Annotated in this window: 18 protein-coding genes; 16 read left to right on the top strand and 2 right to left on the bottom strand. The window is 47.2% G+C overall.

Features of this window, described 5'->3' with window-relative positions; translation table 11 throughout:
• The first annotated feature begins 22 nt into the window (after positions 1-22).
• From scfA to tnpA, 14 genes are all read left to right on the top strand, one after another.
• Entirely contained in the window at positions 23-169 is a 147-nt protein-coding gene (scfA, locus tag Ami103574_RS15280; RefSeq protein ID WP_128746578.1) for a six-cysteine ranthipeptide SCIFF, read from the top strand.
• A 142-nt stretch (positions 170-311) separates the two neighbouring features.
• Positions 312-1,703, top strand: coding sequence for a thioether cross-link-forming SCIFF peptide maturase (scfB, locus tag Ami103574_RS15275; RefSeq protein WP_163067812.1), 1,392 nt, complete (start codon positions 312-314; stop codon positions 1,701-1,703).
• Complete coding sequence (locus Ami103574_RS15270) at positions 1,700-2,053, top strand: CidA/LrgA family protein (RefSeq protein WP_163067811.1); 354 nt, start codon at positions 1,700-1,702, stop codon at positions 2,051-2,053. The genes scfB and Ami103574_RS15270 overlap by 4 nt, the downstream gene beginning before the upstream one ends.
• Position 2,054: 1 nt before the next feature.
• Positions 2,055-2,747, top strand: coding sequence for an LrgB family protein (locus Ami103574_RS15265; RefSeq protein WP_163067810.1), 693 nt, complete (start codon positions 2,055-2,057; stop codon positions 2,745-2,747).
• Between the two features lie 13 nt (positions 2,748-2,760).
• Positions 2,761-3,354: a cytidylate kinase-like family protein gene (locus Ami103574_RS15260; protein ID WP_163067809.1), complete on the top strand. Its 594-nt coding sequence runs from the start codon at positions 2,761-2,763 to the stop codon at positions 3,352-3,354.
• Positions 3,355-3,639: 285 nt separating this feature from the next.
• Positions 3,640-7,482, top strand: coding sequence for a phosphoribosylformylglycinamidine synthase (locus tag Ami103574_RS15255; protein ID WP_163067808.1), 3,843 nt, complete (start codon positions 3,640-3,642; stop codon positions 7,480-7,482).
• A 34-nt stretch (positions 7,483-7,516) separates the two neighbouring features.
• On the top strand, positions 7,517-7,996 hold the full coding sequence (gene purE, locus Ami103574_RS15250; RefSeq protein WP_163067807.1) for a 5-(carboxyamino)imidazole ribonucleotide mutase: 480 nt from the start codon (positions 7,517-7,519) through the stop codon (positions 7,994-7,996).
• Between the two features lie 73 nt (positions 7,997-8,069).
• Positions 8,070-8,774, top strand: coding sequence for a phosphoribosylaminoimidazolesuccinocarboxamide synthase (gene purC / locus Ami103574_RS15245; protein WP_163067806.1), 705 nt, complete (start codon positions 8,070-8,072; stop codon positions 8,772-8,774).
• Positions 8,775-8,840: 66 nt separating this feature from the next.
• Positions 8,841-10,268, top strand: a complete 1,428-nt coding sequence (gene purF, locus Ami103574_RS15240) for an amidophosphoribosyltransferase (RefSeq protein WP_246213161.1) — start codon at positions 8,841-8,843, stop codon at positions 10,266-10,268.
• An 11-nt stretch (positions 10,269-10,279) separates the two neighbouring features.
• Positions 10,280-11,311: a phosphoribosylformylglycinamidine cyclo-ligase gene (purM, locus tag Ami103574_RS15235; protein ID WP_163067805.1), complete on the top strand. Its 1,032-nt coding sequence runs from the start codon at positions 10,280-10,282 to the stop codon at positions 11,309-11,311.
• Positions 11,305-11,922, top strand: a complete 618-nt coding sequence (gene purN / locus Ami103574_RS15230) for a phosphoribosylglycinamide formyltransferase (RefSeq protein WP_163067804.1) — start codon at positions 11,305-11,307, stop codon at positions 11,920-11,922. The genes purM and purN overlap by 7 nt, the downstream gene beginning before the upstream one ends.
• A 37-nt stretch (positions 11,923-11,959) precedes the next feature.
• Positions 11,960-13,492, top strand: coding sequence for a bifunctional phosphoribosylaminoimidazolecarboxamide formyltransferase/IMP cyclohydrolase (purH, locus tag Ami103574_RS15225; protein WP_163067803.1), 1,533 nt, complete (start codon positions 11,960-11,962; stop codon positions 13,490-13,492).
• Positions 13,493-13,549: 57 nt separating this feature from the next.
• The gene (gene purD / locus Ami103574_RS15220) at positions 13,550-14,815 is read left to right on the top strand and encodes a phosphoribosylamine--glycine ligase (RefSeq protein WP_163067802.1); all 1,266 of its coding nucleotides are present in this window, start codon (positions 13,550-13,552) and stop codon (positions 14,813-14,815) included.
• A gap of 216 nt (positions 14,816-15,031) precedes the next feature.
• Positions 15,032-15,484 carry an IS200/IS605 family transposase gene (gene tnpA / locus Ami103574_RS15215; RefSeq protein ID WP_163066716.1) on the top strand — a complete coding sequence of 151 codons (453 nt, stop codon included), beginning with the start codon at positions 15,032-15,034 and terminating at the stop codon, positions 15,482-15,484.
• A 136-nt stretch (positions 15,485-15,620) separates the two neighbouring features.
• On the opposite strand, the gene Ami103574_RS15210 is transcribed toward tnpA, so the two are convergent.
• Positions 15,621-17,570, bottom strand: a complete 1,950-nt coding sequence (locus tag Ami103574_RS15210) for a methyl-accepting chemotaxis protein (RefSeq protein ID WP_163067801.1) — start codon at positions 17,568-17,570, stop codon at positions 15,621-15,623.
• 387 nt (positions 17,571-17,957) lie between these two features.
• Between Ami103574_RS15210 and Ami103574_RS15205 the strand changes: the two genes are divergently transcribed.
• Positions 17,958-18,239, top strand: a complete 282-nt coding sequence (locus tag Ami103574_RS15205) for a DUF503 domain-containing protein (protein ID WP_163067800.1) — start codon at positions 17,958-17,960, stop codon at positions 18,237-18,239.
• Positions 18,240-18,279: 40 nt separating this feature from the next.
• Here the strand turns inward: Ami103574_RS15205 and Ami103574_RS15200 are convergent, their stop codons facing one another.
• Positions 18,280-18,954 (bottom strand): response regulator transcription factor, encoded by a 675-nt coding sequence (locus Ami103574_RS15200; RefSeq protein ID WP_163067799.1) that lies wholly within the window; start codon positions 18,952-18,954, stop codon positions 18,280-18,282.
• A gap of 299 nt (positions 18,955-19,253) precedes the next feature.
• On the opposite strand from Ami103574_RS15200, the gene Ami103574_RS15195 reads away from it, so the two are divergent.
• Entirely contained in the window at positions 19,254-20,492 is a 1,239-nt protein-coding gene (locus tag Ami103574_RS15195; protein ID WP_163067798.1) for a TolC family protein, read from the top strand.
• Positions 20,493-20,768 lie beyond the last annotated feature (276 nt).

The following is a 20,768-nucleotide window of genomic DNA, read 5'->3' as shown; positions in this document are numbered from 1 at the left end:
AACGCCAGGTTGGAGGTAAAAAATGAAGAGAATACAGACTATCGAAACGAGAAACCTTGTGGATTCAGCCAAAAAGGGCGGCTGCGGCGAATGCCAGACATCTTGCCAGTCCGCAAGCAAGACTTCTTGCAGCGTTGCAAATCAGCAGTGCGAACAGCTAAAGAAATAAGCACAACTTTTCAAATCGCTATAGGCTGCAGGGCTTATGGCGATTTTTTCAGTTGCGCACTGAAAGGAACTTGCAGTAGAAAGTTTTGGCAGGTGCCAGATACAAATTTATAGATAGATAAAAAAGGAAAGGATGACCTTTTATGGTACATACATATAAAAATAACGGGTACAACATCGTTCTGGACGTGAACAGCGGGGCGGTTCACTGTGTGGACGAGGTGGCCTACGATGTGATTGAAAAGCTGGAGGCAGGAGAAGAAAGAAGGGCTATTACGGCAGATATTTTGAGCAAGTACGGCCATTTGCCCGAGGTAACCGCAGAAGAAATCGAGTTGGTCTTTGCGGATATAGAGGAGTTGAAGAGGCAGGGAAAGTTGTTTTCTGTGGACATCTATCAGGAGATGTCTGGGGAGTTTAAGGACAGGCAGTCTGTGGTGAAGGCCATCTGTCTTCATGTGGCCCACGACTGTAACATGGCCTGTAAATATTGTTTTGCGGAAGAGGGAGAGTACCAGCAGGGACACCGGGGGCTCATGTCTTATGAAGTGGGGAAAAAGGCCTTGGATTTTTTGATTGAAAACTCTGGGACCAGAAAGAACTTGGAAGTGGATTTCTTTGGCGGGGAACCGCTTATGAACTGGCAAGTGGTCAAAGACTTAGTGGCCTATGGGCGGCAGCAGGAGAAGCTGCACAATAAAAACTTTCGCTTTACGTTGACCACCAATGGCATTTTGCTGGATGAGGAGGTAATCGAATTCGCCAACCGAGAGATGAGCAATGTGGTATTGAGCATGGATGGACGAAAAGAGGTTAACGACCGCTTGCGGGTATCTAGAAATGGTAAAGGCTCCTACGACACGATTTTGCCTAAATTCCTCAAACTGGCAGAGTCCAGAAACCAGGAAAACTACTATATTCGTGGAACCTATACCCATCATAATACGGACTTTGCCAGTGACATTCTCCATCTGGCAGACTTAGGATTCAAAGAGCTGTCCATGGAGCCTGTGGTAGCGGAGCCGGGAGCAGACTACGCCCTGACGGAGGCGGATTTGCCTCAGCTGTTGGCGGAATACGATCGGCTGGCCCAGGCGATGCTTCAGCGAAAGAAGGAAGGAAAGGACTTCCGTTTCTACCACTACACCATTGATTTGACAGGCGGTCCGTGCATTGTCAAACGGATATCCGGCTGTGGAGTAGGTACAGAATATCTGGCGGTGACTCCGGAGGGGGATTTGTATCCCTGTCATCAGTTTGTCGGGGACCCGGAGTTCTTGCTGGGAACCGTCTTTGAGGGTATTCAAAACCAGAATGCTTGCCACCAGTTTAAGTCCTGCAACATCTATTCTCATGAAGAATGCCGGGATTGCTTTGCCCGGATGTATTGCAGCGGCGGCTGTGCGGCTAACGCCTACCACACCACCGGCAGCATTCAAGGAGTCTACGATTTCGGCTGTCAGCTTCACAAGAAAAGAATTGAATGTGCTATCATGCTTCAGGTGGCAGAACAATTTGGTGGGGAGCAACAATGAAATATTTAAAACAGTTTGCCATTATTTTATTGATTACATTTATCGGAGAAGTCTTAAAGGCATTTATTCCGTTGACTATACCAGCCAGCATCTATGGGCTGGTGCTCATGCTTCTGGCCCTGCAAACCGGGCTTATTAAGTTGGACAGCGTTCAGGATGCAGGAGTCTTTCTCATTGAAATTATGCCGGTAATGTTTATCCCGGCAGCGGTGGGGCTGATGGATTCCTGGGCGGCGTTGAAGCCAATCTTTATCCCCATTGCCGTGATTACCTTTGTAACCACGGTCATCGTTTTGGCGGTGACAGGAGGCGTAACGCAATTGGTCATCAACATGGAAAAGAGGAAATAGCATGAATAGTTTTTTGGAAGATTCTACTTTTTTTGGGGTAGTCATCAGTTTGATTGGCTACCTGCTGGGATTGTATCTAAAGAGAAAATTTAAGCATCCGGCTTTCAACCCGTTACTGATTGCTGTTGTCTTTGTTATTGTCGTGTTGCTGCTCTGCGGCGTTCAATACGACCGCTACAACGAAGGGGCAACATACATCAGTTATCTGCTGACCCCGGCCACCGTGTGTCTGGCGCTGCCGCTATACCAGCAGCGGAGTTTGTTGAAGCGGCATGGGGCGGCCATTCTCATAGGCAGTCTGGCAGGGGTATTGTCCGCGTTGGGCAGTGTCTGGGCTTTGTCTAAGGCCTTTGGACTCAGCCATGAGGAATATGTGACCTTGTTGCCTAAATCCATCACTACAGCTATAGGCATGGGCGTTTCAGAGGAGTTGGGCGGTATGGTTACCATCACCGTAGCGGTGATTATCATTACAGGAATTCTTGGCAATGTCATGGGGGAATGGCTGTGCAAGCTTTTCCGCATCAAGCAGCCGGTGGCTAAGGGGTTGGCGCTGGGAACAGCGGCTCACGCCATCGGCACAGCCCGGGCTATGGAAATGGGCGAAGTAGAAGGGGCCATCAGCAGTTTGGCCATTGCGGTGACGGGCCTGCTAACGGTAGTAGGTGCAGCTATCTTTGCACATTTTATATAGTGAGGTGAGGAATATGATTATTACCATCGGACGGGAATATGGAAGCGGCGGACACGACATCGGCGAGAAGCTGGCAGAAAAGCTGGGGGTTGAGCTCTATGATAAAGAATACCTGGCTGAACGGCTGAAAGAGTTAGGGGACTATGAAGAGGTTCAGACTTTTTTTGAAGAGAAACCCGCCAATAGTCTGCTATACGCTATCGCCAGGGAGGAAGCAGATGACCGGTTGAGCAGGAAGCCTTTTGAGGAAATTCGCAGGTTGATTGGGACGCGGCCTTGTGTTCTGGTAGGGCGGTGCGCTAATGCCATCTTCCGCCAACAAGAAGACCATATCAGCGTCTTTGTCCACGCAGATTTAGATTGGCGCATTCAGCGGATTGCTCAATCCAACGGCATCAGTGAGAAAGCTACCAAGGTACTGATTCAAGAGACGGACCGAGGGCGGGCCGAGTTCCATCGGCAGTACACCGGGGAAGAATGGGGCGATTCCCGAGGTTATCAGCTGTCTTTGGACAGCGGGCGTATCGGCATTCAGCAAGCAGCTGAGTTGATTTTGGCCTATGGGGAAGCCAGCTGGCGATGGAAGGAAGACAACAAAGGGATTTAGAATGATATCTGGCCCATACAATTAAAAAAGACATTTTAGTGATATGAAAAAGGCGAGGGTTTGCCCCCCCGCTTTTTTTGTGCGCAATTGCACATATATGAACAATTAAAAAAAGATGGATGAATAAAGTTCGTGTTTTTATAAAATTTTTTAATAAAATTGCAGATGTTTCTTGTAATGACGGAAAAAGTGTGCTAGTCTTTAGTCATTAAGACAAATAAAATAATAAAATACGAACATTAAATAAAATAAATGGATTGAATGTACGGAGAAAGGATCGCTTGTATGGTAAAACGGATCTTTGTTGAAAAAAAGAAAGGCTTTGATGTGGAGGCTCAAGGGCTAAGAGAAGATGTCAGACAAAATCTCCACTTAACAGGATTATCGAACATTCGGATTTTAAACAGATATGACATAGATGGGATTGATGAGCAGACCTATGAGAAGGCTAGACATACGGTCTTTTCAGAACCAGCGGTAGATTGGGTCTATGAAGAGCAGCTGCCGGAAGGACTGGGGGAAACGCTGTTTGCAGTGGAGTTTCTCCCTGGCCAGTATGATCAGCGGGCAGATTCGGCAGCTCAGTGCATTAAAATGATGAATGCTCAGGCCCAACCTATGGTGAAGTTTGCCAAAATCATTGTTTTGCAGGGAGAGGTAGATCAAAATCAATTAATCCAGGTGAAGGACTATTGCATCAATCCAGTAGATTCGCAAGAGGCCGACATGGAAAAGCCAGAGCACTTGTCCATGAACAGTGCTGTACCAGCAGATGTAGCGGTGATAGAGGGATTTACTACCATGAGTGAGGTTCAGTTGGACGTTTTTCGGCGAGAGCAGGGTTTTGCCATGAGCAGTGAGGACATTGGTTTTATCCAGAAATATTTCAAGAGTGCAGAAAAGAGAGAACCCAGCATGACGGAGCTGAAGGTGATTGATACCTATTGGTCCGATCATTGCCGGCACACAACCTTCATGACTAGTCTGACGGATATTCAGTTTGAACAAGGTGCATATGCCCAGTTAATTGAAGAATCCTTCGACGAATATTTGGCTATACGGCAAGAGGTCTACGGGGACCGGATTTTTAAAGCCCTTCAAGAGGGAGGGAAGGACATCTGTCTGATGGACTTGGCCTGCATCGGCACAAAATATCTAAAGAAAAAGGGTCTAGTGCCTGACCTAGATGAATCAGAAGAAATCAATGCGTGCAGTATAAAGGTGAAGGCCAATATTGACGGACAGGAAGAAGATTGGTTGGTGATGTTTAAAAATGAGACTCACAATCATCCCACAGAGATTGAACCCTTCGGCGGTGCAGCTACTTGTTTGGGAGGCGCCATAAGAGACCCGCTATCAGGCAGGGTTTACGTCTATCAGGCCATGCGGGTGACCGGTTCTGCTGATCCGCGGACTCCAATTCAGGATACGCTGCCTGGCAAACTGCCACAACGAAAAATTACCCAAGGGGCAGCGGCTGGATACAGCTCTTACGGAAACCAGATTGGCCTGGCCACCGGGCAGGTAGCAGAGGTTTACCATGAAGACTACGTCGCCAAGCGCATGGAAATCGGAGCCGTCATCGGAGCAGCTCCTGCCAGTCATGTACGCAGAGAGCGGCCTGAACCGGGGGATGTCATCGTATTGGTAGGAGGTCGGACCGGACGAGACGGCTGTGGTGGAGCTACCGGCTCCTCTAAGGAGCATACAGAAGAATCCATCCTCAACTGCGGTGCCGAGGTTCAGAAAGGCAATCCACCGGTTGAACGGAACATTCAGCGGCTGTTCCGCAGAAAAGAAGCGGCTACCCTGATTAAACGCTGTAATGATTTCGGAGCAGGGGGCGTATCTGTTGCCATCGGCGAATTAGCGGACAGTCTGGATGTGAATCTGGACTTGGTACTGAAAAAGTACGAAGGTTTGGACGGCACAGAGCTGGCTATTTCGGAATCCCAGGAACGGATGGCGGTAGTCGTATCGGAAGCCGATGCCAAGTCGTTTATAGCTCTGGCCCAAGAGGAAAATCTGGAGGCGGTGGCAGTAGCTCAGGTAACGGACAGCGGACGGTTTCGCATGTTCTGGCGGGGCAGCTGTATTTTAGACTTGAGCAGAGAATTTTTAAATACAAATGGGGTCACGCAGAAAGCAAAGGTGCTGGTAAAGGATCAGTCCTTAGACTTTATGAATGGGCCTTTGAAAGAACTGGATTGTTGGATGGAAGACTGCTTGGCTGACCTGAACTGTTGCAGTCAGAAAGGCCTTCTGGAGCGGTTTGACAGTACTATTGGCGGGGCTACAGTGCTTATGCCCCTGGGCGGAAAATATCAGCTGTCACCGGCGGCAGGCATGGCCTGTAAGCTGCCAGTGACTACTGGAGAGACCACTACGGCCACGCTGATGACTTACGGATTCGACCCACAGCTGGCCAAGAGCTCACCTTATCATGGTGCCTTGTATGCGGTGCTGGATTCAGTAACCAAAATCGTAGCCATGGGCGGTGATCGGAGAAAGGTCCGACTGACCTTCCAGGAATATTTTCAGCGGATGACGGAAGATTCCCAGAGCTGGAGTAAGCCTTTTATGGCTTTGCTGGGAGCCCTAAAGGTGCAGACGGAACTGAGCATTCCCGCCATCGGAGGCAAGGACAGCATGTCTGGAACGTTTATGGACATCAATGTGCCGCCAACGCTGGTATCCTTTGCCGTAGCGGTAATAGAGGCCGGACAAGTCGTATCCACAGAATTTAAAAAGGCGGGAAGCCACTTAATCTACTTGCCGATTTCTCGGAACGCCAATCAGCTTCCTGATTTCAAGCAATATCGAGACAACATGGATCGAATACAAGAACTGACGGCAGCTGGCCATATTCTTTCTGCCAATACGGTGGGAAAAGGCGGGGTGTTTATGACCGCCGTAAAAATGGCCGTTGGCAATAAGCTGGGGGTCACACTGGAGCAGATAACCAGAGACGAATTCTGTCAGCCTCAATATGGTGCCTTGCTGCTGGAAATCGACGGAGAGGCAGACCCAGAGACCCTGTTTGGCGGATTGCCATATAAGCGAGTTGGGGCCACGGCGAATAGCGGAAAGCTGACCGCCAAGGTGACGGAGCTTGCTGACTGTGAGGATGCGGGAGCTAAAGCAGATACGGAGGAACAGACAATCTCTGTAGAAAAAACGCTAGAGGAGATTCTCCGCCAGTGGACGACACCGCTGGAAGGTGTATTTCCAGTGCGTACTGGGGACTTCAAGGGGGAAGAAGATAAGACGGACGTTCCAGTCATCAGCTATAAGACGGACAGCTGGGCTTCGCCGGCTATCAAGATCGCCAAGCCAAGGGTGTTGATACCGGCCTTCCCGGGTACGAACTGCGAGATGGATTCTAAGCGGGCCTTTGAGCGGGCTGGGGCCCAGGCAGACATTCACATCATGCGCAATCTGAATCAGGAGCAGTTGATTGCTTCCATTCGAGAATTGGAAGAGAAGATTCGGGAAAGTCAAATTATCTTCCTGCCAGGCGGGTTCTCTGGAGGCGACGAGCCAGACGGTTCTGCCAAGTTTATCACGGCGGTTTTCCGAAATCCGGGGGTACAAGAGGCCGTCAGCCATCTGTTGGAGAACAGAGACGGTTTGATGCTGGGGATCTGCAATGGATTCCAGGCCTTGATTAAGCTGGGGCTGGTGCCTTATGGCCGAATCACAGATATGGATGAGGATTCGCCAACCCTGACCTACAATAAAATTGGTCGCCACGTATCCTGTCTGGTAAACACCAGAATTGCTTCCAACAAATCACCGTGGCTGGCAAAGGCAGAGCCCGGCCAGATTCACCGGGTAGCCATGTCTCATGGAGAAGGCCGCTTTATCGCCAGCCAGGAGTGGATAGCTCAGCTCATGGCAAATGGGCAGGTGGCTACTCAGTACGTAGATTTTGGGGGCCAGCCTTCTATGGACATTGCCTTCAATCCCAACTATTCTACCTGTGCTATCGAGGGTATTACTTCGCCGGATGGTCGAATCTTTGGCAAGATGGGGCATTCGGAGCGTATTGGCACTAATGTATATAAGAATGTGCCGGGGGACAAGGATCAGCAGATTTTTGAAGCCGGTGTAAGATATTTTAAATAAAAAAGACTTTACTGGATGTATGGAGGATAAAAAGATGAAAGCAGCAATCGTAATGGGAAGCAAATCAGACTATCCGGTGGTGCAAAAGGCAGAAGCGTTGCTACAGGAATTTGGTGTGGATTGTTCGGTACGGATTATTTCCGCCCATCGGACTCCCCGGGCGGCAGAGGAATTTTCTCGAACCGCAGAGGAAAAGGGTATTGAGGTCATCATCGCTGCGGCGGGAAAGGCGGCGCACTTAGCCGGTGTGCTGGCAGCGACCACACCCCTTCCAATCATTGGAATTCCCATGAAGTCCAGCACCATGGACGGTCTGGATTCCCTTCTTTCCGTAGTGCAGATGCCTAAAGGAGTACCGGTGGCTACCGTAGCTATTGACGGGGCAGAAAACGCGGCTTTGCTGGCCGTGCAGATGCTCAGCATCAAATATCCGGAGCTTCGGCAGAAGATGAAGGCGTACAAAATAAAGATGGAAGAAGAAATCATGGCTCTGGATGCAGAGATGAACGCATAGGAAATATTTATATTATATATCATAAAAAACAATTTACCGATTCCCTTAAAGGAAAGATCAGGAGGAATGAACCATGGAAAAATTAGAAATGCTCTATGAAGGAAAAGCCAAAAAAGTATTTAAGACAGCGGATCCAAAGCTATTTATCGTAGATTACAAGGACGATGCGACTGCTTTCAACGGATTGAAAAAGGGGCAGATTGCCGGCAAGGGCGTGGTCAATAACACCATGGCTAATATTATCTTTAAGATGCTGGAGGAAAAGGGCATTCCAACGCATTTGGTCGAACAGCTCAGCGAGCGGGAGACCCTGGTAAAGGCCGTGACAATCCTGCCGTTGGAAGTCATTATCCGCAACGTATCCGCCGGCTCTTTTTCTAAGCGGTATGGCGTAGAGGAAGGCATTGTATTTAAACAGCCGGTGCTGGAATTTTCTTATAAGAACGACGATTTAGGCGATCCCTTGATTAACGACGACCACATCTTGGCTTTGGAGTTGGCTACCCCAGAGCAGCTAGCCCATGTGAAAAAATATGCTTATGCTGTCAACGAAGGGTTAAAGGAATTCTTTCTGGAAAGGGATTTAAAGCTGATTGACTTTAAGATTGAGTTCGGTCTTTGCGAAGGGCAGGTCATTCTGGCAGATGAGATTTCACCAGATACCTGTAGACTGTGGGATGTGAATACCAACGAAAAGATGGACAAAGACCGCTTCCGAAGAGATTTGGGAAACGTAGAAGAGACGTATCAGGAAGTGTTCAGCAGAGTAAAGCAGTAGGCTGAAAGCCACCTGGAATCAGCAGCTTTTGCATTCCATGGGAATAGAAGGAAATTGGAGAAAAGAATGATTGATATAAATCAGGAATTGAAGATGTTTGAAGAGGAAAAATTCCACGACGAATGCGGCGTGGTGGGGGTCTATGAGCCTGGCAGTCAGGAAAATGCCCGCGCCGTCTACTTTGGCTTGCATTCCTTACAGCACCGGGGACAGGAGAGTGCGGGAATTGCCGTCAACCTGGGGGGCAAGATTCAGTATTATAAAGAGATGGGCCTGGTGCAGGAAATCTTCAATGATGAGATTATTCAGCGTCTGCAAGGGGATATTGCTATCGGCCACGTGCGATACAGCACGGCTGGTGAAAGCCATGCTTCTAATGCTATGCCGCTGGTGGTCTACCACAAAGGAGGCCCTTTGGCTTTGGCCCACAATGGCAATCTGGTTAACGCCCGAATCCTGCGGGAAGAAATGCAGGACGATGGGGTGATTTTCCAGACTTCCATCGATTCAGAAGTTATAGCGGCCCTTATCGCCAGACATTTAAAGAACAGCACGATTGAAGAGGCCATCAACCAAACCTTGCAAGTGGTTCAAGGGGCATATGCCTTGGTCATTACCTCTGCCAACAAACTGATTGGTGTCCGGGACCCAAATGGTATTCGGCCGCTGTGTATTGGCAAGACGGAAAAAGGCTTTGTGCTTTCCTCTGAAAGCTGTATCTTTTCTCTGCTGGGCGCTCAGATGATTCGGGATGTGGAGCCGGGCGAAATGGTAATTATTGAAAACCATGAAATAAAATCATACCGTTATGCTAAGGCGGGGAAGAGAGCCTCTTGTGCTTTTGAATACGTCTATTTTTCCAGACCAGACAGCGATATCGACCAGCGGAACGTCTATACAGCCAGAAACCTCTGCGGCAAAATTCTGGCCAAGGAACATCCGGTAGAGGCAGATGTGGTCATCTCTGTGCCAGATTCTGGTACGGTGGCGGCTATCGGATATGCTAAGGAATCGGGTATCCCTTATGGGGAAGGCTTCATCAAGAATCGCTATGTAGGCCGGACTTTTATTCAGCCAGATCAGCGGATGCGGGAGTTAAGCGTGCGGTTGAAGCTGAACGTGCTCAAGGAAAATGTAGCAGGTAAGCGGGTAATCATGATTGATGACTCCATTGTCCGAGGCACCACCAGCGCAAAGATTGTTCGCATGCTAAAGGAGGCTGGAGCAAAAGAGGTTCACGTGCGGGTCGCGTCGCCGCCGGTAACCGACCCTTGTTTCTTCGGTATTGATACGCCGGACAAGAGCAAGCTCATAGCCGCCACCCATACGATTGAAGAAATCCGGCAAGGCATGGGAGCCGACTCCCTGGGATACCTCAGTGTGGAAGGCATGCTGGAGGCTATTTCTTTGGGGCCAGACAAAATTTGTACCGCCTGTTTTACGGGGGATTATCCCCTGGAATTGCCTGAACTGGGTATGAAGTTTGAAGAATAAGGGAGGAACTTATGGATAGCAAATTAACTTATAAAGATGCAGGGGTCGATACAAAAGAAGGGGAGCGGGCCGTAGATCTCATGAAGCCTCATGTAAAGCGGACCTTTAACGAAAATGTGCTGACCGGGCTAGGAGGCTTTGGCAGCCTATTTAAATTAGATACCACTCACATGGCGGAACCTGTTTTAGTATCTGGCACCGATGGGGTAGGTACAAAGCTGAAAATTGCCTTTTTGATGGACAAGCACGATACGGTGGGCATCGACTGCGTAGCCATGTGTGTTAATGACGTGCTTTGCCAAGGGGCAAAGCCCCTGTTTTTCTTAGACTATATTGCTACGGGAAAAGTTCAAGCAGAAAAGATTGCCGAAATCGTCAAGGGCATTGCCGAAGGCTGCTATCAGAGCGGCAGTGCGCTGGTAGGAGGTGAAACGGCGGAAATGCCAGACTTCTATCAAGATGGAGAATACGACATGGCCGGATTTTCTGTGGGCGTAGTAGACCGAGAAAAGATGATTACCGGAGCCAGCATACAAGCGGGGGATGCGGTAATCGGCCTTGCTTCCAGCGGCATCCACAGCAACGGTTATTCACTAGTGCGAAAAGTTTTCTTTGAAAAAATGCAGATGAAGGTGGAGAGCTATGTGGAAGAGCTGGGGATGACGTTAGGAGAAGCCCTGCTGACGCCGACGAAGATTTATGCGGCGGCTTGTGACGCGGTGGTAGGCAAACATCCCATTCATGGCATTATTCATATTACCGGCGGTGGTTTTTTTGAGAATATCCCGCGGATTATTCCGGCGGGACTGGGGGTCCAAATTCAGGTAGGCTCTTGGGAAGTTCCTGCTATCTTTGGTTATATTCAGAAGTGTGGGAGCATTCAGCAAGTGGATATGTTCTCTACTTATAATATGGGGATAGGCATGATGATGGTGGTTCCCAAAGCCGACGTGGAGGCTGTGCTAGCTTCGCTGAAAGCAGCAGGTGAGACAGCTTCTGTCATCGGTCAGATTGCAGAGGGGAAGGGTGTTACCTTATGCTGAGGATTTCTGTGTTAGTTTCCGGCGGAGGCACCAATCTCCAAGCCGTCATTGATGCCGTAGAGTCTGGGCAGATTCAAGGGGCGGAGATTGGTTGTATCCTTGCCAGCAAGGCTGGAGTTTTTGCCTTAAAGCGGGGGGAACAACACGGTATTCCCACCCGGGTCATCGGAAAGGAGCAGTTTCCAGCGACATCTATGAGGACTAAAGCGCTGTTGGATGCCTTGGAAGAGGCAGAAACGGACCTGGTGGTGCTGGCGGGTTACATGAGCGTGTTGGAGCCGGAGCTTATCCAGGCTTATGGGGGACGAATTATTAATATTCACCCATCCCTGATTCCGCAGTACTGCGGAAAGGGTTTTTACGGACAGCGAGTTCATGAAGCGGTGCTGGCGGCAGGAGAGAAGGAAAGTGGTGCGACGGTTCACTTTGTAGATGAAGGGGTGGACACCGGGCCGATTATTCTTCAGCGTAAAGTACCTGTTCTGGCAGGCGATACCACGGATACGCTGGCAGCACGAGTGCTGGCGGTAGAACATCAGATTCTGGCGGAAGCTATTCAGCAGGTGCTGCCGACATTGTCATTGAAAAGAGGCAGTTTAAAGGGTAAATAAAACCGCGGTAGCGGTTATACATATACGGAGGAAAATCATGAGAGCGTTAATAAGTGTTTCGGATAAGACCGGTGTGGTGGATTTTGCGAAGGCTTTATCCGATATGGGAATAGAAATTATATCCACAGGAGGGACGCACCAGCGGCTGGCGGACAATGGTATAGCGGTTAAGGGCGTTTCTCAGGTGACCGGTTTTCCAGAATGCCTAGATGGGCGGGTGAAAACTTTGCATCCGGCAGTACATGGAGGAATTCTGGCCAGAAGAGAGAAGCCGGAGCACATGAACCAGCTGGCAGAATTGGGTATTCAGACCATCGATATTGTAGCAATCAACCTGTATCCTTTTAAAGAAACTATTTTGAAACCAGATGTAACACTGGAGGAGGCTATTGAAAATATCGATATCGGAGGCCCTACAATGCTCCGCTCTGCGGCTAAGAACCATCGGGATGTAGCGGTAATCTGCGACCCGTCGGATTACGACAAAGTATTGACGGAATTGAGTCAGCAGGGGAGCATTTCCATAGATACAAAATATCGGCTGGCCTTAAAGGTATTTCAGCACACGGCAGCCTATGATGCGATGATTTCCGATTACTTGAGGAAACAGATTGGTGCAGAGCTGCCAGACAATTTGACACTGACTTATGAAAAGATTCAGGACCTGAGATATGGAGAGAATCCCCACCAGAAGGCGGCGTATTACCGAGAGATTCAAGCTCCGGCTGGAAGTTTGGTAGGCGCTGTGCAGCTTCACGGCAAAGAACTGTCGTTTAACAATATTAACGATACCCAGGGCGCGTTGGCCACCTTGAAAGAATTTGAAGAGCCTACGGTGGTGGCGGTAAAACATGCCAATCCATGTGGTGTGGGCACGGGTTTTGATATTCTTGCTGCCTACAAGAAGGCATATGAATGCGATCCGACGTCCATCTTCGGGGGGATTGTGGCAGCCAACCGGACCATTGATGAGGGAACGGCTAGGGAGATGAGCAAGATTTTCTTGGAGATTATTCTGGCACCGGATTTTACAGAGGAAGCTTTGTCTGTTCTCACTGAAAAGAAGAATTTGCGGTTGTTAAAACTAGAAGACATTGGACAGAAGGCAGAACGACAACTGGATGTGAAGAAGGTTTCCGGGGGACTATTGGTGCAGAATACGGATGATGTGCTCTTTCAGGAAGAAGAACTTCGGGTAGTTACCGACCGGATTCCGACGGAGCGAGAACTGGAGGACATGAAGCTGGCCATGAAGGTTGTGAAGCACATCAAGTCTAACGGCATCGTTATCGCCAAGGATGGCAGAACTTTAGGAATCGGGCCCGGTCAGGTGAATCGGATTTGGGCCGTAGAAAATGCGGTGAAGCAGTCCAACTTCCCGTTGCAGGATTCGGTGTTGGCCTCCGATGCGTTCTTTCCTTTTGACGATTGCGTCAGTGCGGCAGGGGCTGCCGGGGTTACGGCTATTATTCAGCCGGGTGGTTCTGTTCGGGATGAAGAATCGATCAAGAAAGCAAACGAGCTGGGCATTGCTATGGTATTTTCGGGTGTTCGCCACTTTAAGCATTAGGGCGTGTATATAAGCTTTGGTACGTTGGTGGAAAATGACAGGGAAAGGAATTTTGTTATGAAAGTATTGATCGTAGGCAATGGGGGTCGGGAGCATGCTATCGCTTGGAAACTGGCTCAGAGCGATCAGGTGGAGAAGCTCTATTGTGCGCCTGGTAACGGGGGCATTGCCCAAGTGGCGGAGTGCCTGCCCGTTGCCGCAGAAGACATAGTCGGTATCTGTCAGTTGGCCAAGGAGAAAGCAGTGGATTTGGCTGTCATTGGACCGGAGGTGCCGTTAGCTTTAGGCATTGTCGATGAATTGGAGAAGGTTGGGGTGAGAGCCTTTGGGCCCAATAAGAAATGTGCCCAGCTGGAAGCCAGCAAAGCCTTTACCAAAGCTTTTCTGGATCGTCATCACATTCCTACAGCAGGGTATCAAGAGTTTACCGATAAAGAAGAACTGCTGAAAGCGGTAGGCCTATATGGCTATCCGATGGTCCTCAAAGCCGATGGTTTGGCGGCTGGCAAGGGTGTTGTAATCGCTGAAAACCAGGAGGAGGCTGTTCAGGCCATCCAGGAGATGATGGGCGATAAAATCTTTGGTGCTGCGGGAGAAAAGGTTGTGGTGGAAGAATATCTGACTGGGGTGGAAGCCTCGATGCTTTGCTTTGTCGATCAGAACACCATTGTTCCCATGGAATCAGCACAGGATTATAAGCGGATCTTTGATGGGGACAAGGGGCCCAACACCGGCGGTATGGGAACCTATTCCCCTAGTTTACTCTTTAATGAAGAACTAGAAGAGCGCATTCGCAGAGAAATCTTGCTGCCTACGCTGGCAGGGTTTCAGAAAGATGGGCTGGACTTTAAGGGAGTCTTGTTTATTGGACTGATGATTGGAGAGGATGGTCCTAAAGTTATCGAGTTTAACAATCGGTTCGGCGATCCAGAGACGCAGTCTGTACTTCTGCGATTGGAAACAGACTTGCTGGATGTGTTCAATGCCGTAATTGATAATAGATTAGAGGAGATAAGCTTGGCATGGAGCCCGAAAAAGGCTGTCTGTGTCGTGTTGGCTTCGGGAGGCTACCCGGGTACCTACGAAAAGGGGAAGGAGATCACCGGACTGGAGCAAGTGGAGGAAGAAGTTTTGGTCTTCCATGCCGGCACAAAGTTAAGCCAGGGACAAACCGTACTTACCAACGGCGGCCGGGTGTTGGGGGTAGCGGTGCTAGGAGATACCCATGAAGAAGCGCGAGCAAAGGCTTTTGCCAATGTGGACAAAATCCATTTTGAAGGTATGCAGGTTCGACGTGATATTGGTTTAATATTAAAAAAATAATAAGATTTGAATTGTGTATAGAACAAATCCCCCAAAGAACAGTCTGTTCTCTGGGGGATTTCTTATTTTGGGCTTATAAGCCTGTTGAGCACACGAAGTGAGCGAAACATAAAACTACCCGCTATGCGGGTACGCGTCAGCTGTTATACAAAAAAATCACCTATTTGCTATAATAAGGTTGTTCAAGCCACAAAATAGCAAAGGCAGGTGATTTTTATGGCGGCTAAGGTGAATAGCTTAGCGCACACAAGATGGATGTGCAAGTACCACATTGTGTTCACTCCAAAGTATAGACGAAAAGTGATCTATAATCAATATCGTCAAAGTCTGATAGAAATAATAAAGCTACTTTGTAAATATAAAGGGGTGACAATCGTTGAAGGTCATATGATGCCAGATCATGTTCATCTTTTGGTATCCATACCGCCAAAAATAAGTGTAGCAAATTTCATGGGATACCTCAAAGGAAAAAGCGCATTGATGATGTTTGAAAGGCATGCAAATCTAAAATATAAATTTGGAAATAGACACTTTTGGGCAGAAGGATATTATGTAAGTACTGTAGGATTAAATGAAGCAACAATAAAGAAATATATTCAAGAACAGGAAAAGCATGATATGGCAATGGATAAATTAAGCATTAGGGAATATACAGACCCATTCAAATAGCCCCTTTGAGGGGTAGCAAAAGGGGCAAGGGCAATGTGGCTTGAACGTAGTTAAAGCCAGCGCCTTGAGACGCTGGCCAGTATTACAGGCTTATAGCCTGGATCGAACCACCCGTTTTACGGGTGGCAGCGATTTGTTATTTGCATGATTCAGAAATTTGAAATTGGGCAATTCGTTCTTGCAGCAACTGCATCTGACCCAGTAATTCTTCGCTGGTTGCAGCACTTTCCTCTGCTGTAGCTGAGTTGGCTTGCGTTACCATGGAAATACGCTGCATGCCATCTTCTAATTCGGAGACGCTGGCCGCCTGCTTTTCAAGAGAATCAGAAATTTTTGTTACAAAGGAATTAACGGTGCTAGTCTGTTCGACAATCTTTTGGAAAACATCGGCAGTTTGTTCCGTATTTTGTTTCCCCTGAACCACAGACTGAATCGTACTGTTAATCAAATCCGTCGTCTGCTTGGCTGCATCCGCACTCTTAGAAGCCAGAGCCCGGACTTCATCAGCTACTACGGAGAATCCTTTTCCGGCTTCTCCGGCACGAGCAGCTTCTACTGCCGCATTCAACGCTAAAATATTGGTCTGAAAAGCGATATCATCAATAATGCGGATAATGCTCTGAATCTTTTTGGCAGAGGTATCAATGCTGGCCATAGACTGTTTAAGCCGCTGCATCTCATCATCTCCACGCTGTGTTTCTAAAAGGGCTTCTTGCGTAATGTTTTTCATGGAAAGCGCATCATCAGCATTCTCCTGAATCCGCTTTGAAACCTCTTCTAGAGAAAGAGTAAGGGTCTCTGTGGTGGAAGCCTGTTCCGTAGAATTTTCTGCCAGGTTCTGACCACCGAGAGCTACCTGAGAGGAGCTCGCCCGAACTTGTTCGGTTGCTCCGGAAATATCGCCAAGAGTGCTGTTTAATGTATGGAGAATCTGGTTCAAAGATGTCTGAATGGGAACAAAATCACCCTTATAGTCCACCTGACTGAAAACAGTTAAGTTTTTAGAGGCCACCCCATCAAGCACGGTAGAAATATCTATGATATAAGACCGCAGTCCATGAACTGTGTTTTGCAAGGCTTGTATTAGGCGGGCACTTTCATCTTTTCCGTTGGACAGCTGTATGTCTTCTGTTAAATCTCCCTCTGCCAGTCTTTCGATTCTGCGGGTGGCTTCAACTATCGGTTGGGTAATCTTTTGAGCAAATACCCGGGTAATAACGAAGGCGACTGCCAGCTGAATGATTCCTACGAGAATACAAATAAGAAGTGTAGTTCTCAGGCTAGCTTCGATTTGTGTTAAAGGCGTGGTAACGGCAATCGACCAGCCTTCTGGACCGTCCAGAGGAGTGTAGCCCACTAAACGGCGTTGACCGTTGTAATAGCTGAATCCGGTGCCGGTTTTTCCCTCAATCATCTCGCCAAAAATTTTGGATGTTGGTATGTAATTGTCATCCTCTTTGGCCAGTTCAAAATAGTCTTTTGGATTGGATACGTTCTCTTCATCAGGGTGAATCGTTGTCAGTCCATCTTTGTCAATAACGAAAGCATACCCGCTTTCCCCAATTTTAATTTCAGAAAGCTTTGTATTAATGACTTCGTATGGCACGACGCCATAAAGAATCTTGTCCGTGTTTTCAATAGGTGCGGCAATATAGAGAACCAGTTTTTGTTCTGCACTCAGAACGGGACGAGACATATATGGCACGCCATTTTGAGCCTGTTGAAAAAATTCCTGGTCACTGATTTGATCCCCTTTTTCATTATTCCCTTGGGCGTCGGCTATTGTTAGATAGTCAAAGCCAGATACGTCTGCTTCTTCTTGCAGCAGACGCCTCTGTTCTGCCTCCGGAGTAGCTCCGTCGGTTAAAAAGCTTTTAACAGAAGTTTTGGAAACCGCATCCCGGTAAATACTAAGCACGGCATCAACTCGCTGTTGATAAGCCTCAGCCAGATATAGGGAATTGTTTTTAGCTTCTGACATAGAGCTTTGGTAAAAGAGCGTAGAAGAGATTATAGTTAAAAATAAAGTTGTCAAAACTAATAGTACAGAAATAAAAAGTAATAATTTGTTTTTTAAATATTTCATGTTCTTTATGCCCCCTTAAAAATTAATTAAACTGTTGGCAGTTCTATACTGAGCACCGGGGCATTTTTCTTTCGAACACAAACATGCTGACTTTATCCGATTAGTAACCAGGCATATTTGGCCGTGCTTCTGTCATAAATCCAGTTTCTCATAAGACATAAAACCATGCGGACAAAGCAAGCGACAGGACCTTGTTTATTCCGATGATTTTCGACTACACTATTAATAATATACCATAAAATAAAAAAACAGGCAATCTAGTATTCCAAATAGTGGGAGACTGGTTTGGTGATTCTATAAATACTGCCAATAGAGCACCTAGAAGGGCTGGTGCGAAGGGGTAAAAGATGATAAAATAGATAGAAAATAGAGGGAGGATAGATACAGATGATTATAGGAACCATGCTGATTGAGTTGCATGCACCCTGGGTACATTCCTTAAAAGAGAAGCGTATGGTGGTGAAGAGCCTGTGCGCAAAGGCTGGGAACAAGTTCAATATTTCTATTGCGGAGGTCGACAAACAGGATATGCATCAGGCTATTGTCATCGGCATATCCTGCGTAACAGATGAGACTGCCCATGCCAACAGCATCCTGGACAACGTACTGAACTTTATAGAAAGCAACACAGAGGCCCAGGTGGTGTCGGTGGAACGGGAGATTTTATAAAAGGTAGCTGGAAGGGGTTGCGAATGGAAGAGCCAATAGGCTATACGTTTTTCACGGCTTTATAACCTAGTCCGCGGATAGTTTCAATCGTAAATTCGGGATATTTTTCAAACCGTTTTCGCAGTCGGTTGATATGGACATTGACCGTGTAATCAGTGGATTCCGATTCCATACCCCAGATTTCATCCATGAGCTGAATACGGGTAAATATCTTGTTGGGATAGGCCAATAACTTGTAGAGCAGATAAAATTCTTTCTGCGGTAGAGTTTGGACCTCTTCTCCCCGCTGTACGGTTAAGGCATCGTAGTCTAAAACGACTTCGCCGATCGTCAGTTTGTGGTCATTGACGATTTGGGCCCTGCGCAGAAGGGCTTTGATGCGCAGAAGCATCTCCTCTTCGTCTACTGGTTTCGTCATATAATCGTCCGTGCCTACTATAAAGCCTTTTCGCTTGTCCGCAGGCAGTTGTTTGGCTGTAACCATTAAAATAGGCAGTTCGTAACCGGAACTGCGAAGCTCCTGGGTTAACTCGTAGCCGTCCATATGAGGCATCATCACATCGAGAATGATTAAATCTATGTGCTCAGAATCCAGAATATCCAAGGCCTGTAAGCCGTCTGAGGCCGTCAAGGGCAGATAACCGTTGGCTGATAAAACGGCCTTCATCAATTTTCTTGTATTGGTATCATCCTCTACAACTAAAATTCGAAACATGATACACCTCCAATCCACTTATTTTATCATGAACGCAAACGCTTGTATATTGTCTGGTGCAGAGCCCCATTCGCTGGTTTATTTTGAGGAATGCAGTCTGCACGGTATATAAAAGGGCCTTCTTGCTAAAAGCAAAAGGCTATCCTTATATATAATAGAGCAGGAATATTAAGCCAACATAAACAAAAAATTTATTTTCAGTTAATATTCCGCAGGTATAATGATTTTAATAAGATGTAATTTAGTGTGAAACACTTTTGTTTTTCAGCGATACATAAAGCTAAGGGAGAAATTTAGAAATGAAGAAGAAATATATTTTATGGACTCTGTCCATCTGCATGGCCGTTACTATGTCCACCGCTTCGCTGGCCTTTGCCGATACAGCCAGCACTGCGCCAGCATCCACTAAGGCAGCGGCGACAGAGAGCGCAGCAGCAACGGAGGCTCCTGCGCAAACCGCAGAAGGCAATGAAGAAACCACTACGGAGGCTGCTGTTAAGCTAGAGCCTATTCAGTTGTCTCTGGAAGGGGCCTATAAACAGCTGGATAACAGTAAGACCATGGAACTGATTAAGCTGCAGAAGCAGAGTGATGACAGTGCAGCTAAGGGCTATGGCGAAAACTCCAGTAGTCTGAGCAAACTGGAAAAAGTAGATGCCGTTATTACTGGTTTTGATACCTCTAATAAAAAGTTGCTTCAGTCCAGACGAGACTTTGCTAGGTCCATGGTGGACAAAAATGACGAAGCCCGAATGAATGCCTTAAAGCAGGGCTTAATGCAAAAATATTACACCTTGAAAAACACAGAAAATCAGGTGAATCTTGTCAATGAAGGCTTGACGCTGAAAAAGAGTTTACTGGCTACTACCGAGAGAAGATATCAGGTGGGTTCTGCCTCCAAAAGCGAAGTAGATGCGATGGATAAAGAGGTCCAGAGTGCGCAAACTGATTTAGAGGCTGCAAAGAGTTCCTTGCAGCAGTTAAAACAGAGTTTTAACGACTATTTGGGCTATAACATTTCTCAGGAGGTTGTATTGACGGACAGTATTCAGGAGGTCGAATTGCCAGAGACGACTTTGGCTCAGGCTGTAGAGGCTGCACTGAAAAACCGTATTGAAATGAAGACAGCTACTTATAATGTAGAGTTGTCTCAATTAAATTTTAACAGTTATAAAGCTTATCCCAGCAGTTCATCTAAGTATATTGATGCCAAGACTCAACTGCTAAACGCTCAGATTGCCTTACAGAACAAACCGACGGATATTGAATTAGATGTACGTTCTAAGTACGACGCTATGATGGATGCTTATAACACGGTACAGACTGGTAAAAAGACTTTGAAAAATGCTGAAGACAGCCTAAATACCATAAATAGAAGATTTCAGTTGGGTATGGTGACTTCTTCCGATGTACAGCAGGTACAGCTGGCATTGAACAGTGCTAAACTAAGTCAAGCTGGAGCTCTATTGGGCTACAACTTAGCAGTGGAAAGCTACAAGTTGTCTACTGGAGTAGGTATTTCACCGGCTGCGTTGTAGTTGGCTGAGCTCAGAAGGAACGAAATTATTTAAAAGAAAAAGGGTTTAAGTTAAGCACCTGCCGATATTGGCAGGTGCTTTTTAGTGTTAAAAAATATCGAATATTGGTAGAAAATAGAAAAAGATAAGCCAGAAAAAAGTAGAAATTTAGACTTATACTTATCTTAGGGCAAATATCTAGATATTTACCTTAAATCCTGTAAGAAAGGGGGGCAACAAGATACGTTAAAAGAAGCTTTCAAAGCTGTGACTGAAATTGCAAGGAATGCAGCGTTG

The sequence above is a fragment of the Aminipila butyrica genome (assembly GCF_010669305.1).
In the GTDB taxonomy this organism is placed as follows: domain Bacteria; phylum Bacillota; class Clostridia; order Peptostreptococcales; family Anaerovoracaceae; genus Aminipila; species Aminipila butyrica.
This window is presented reverse-complemented; position numbering and strand designations above follow the sequence as displayed.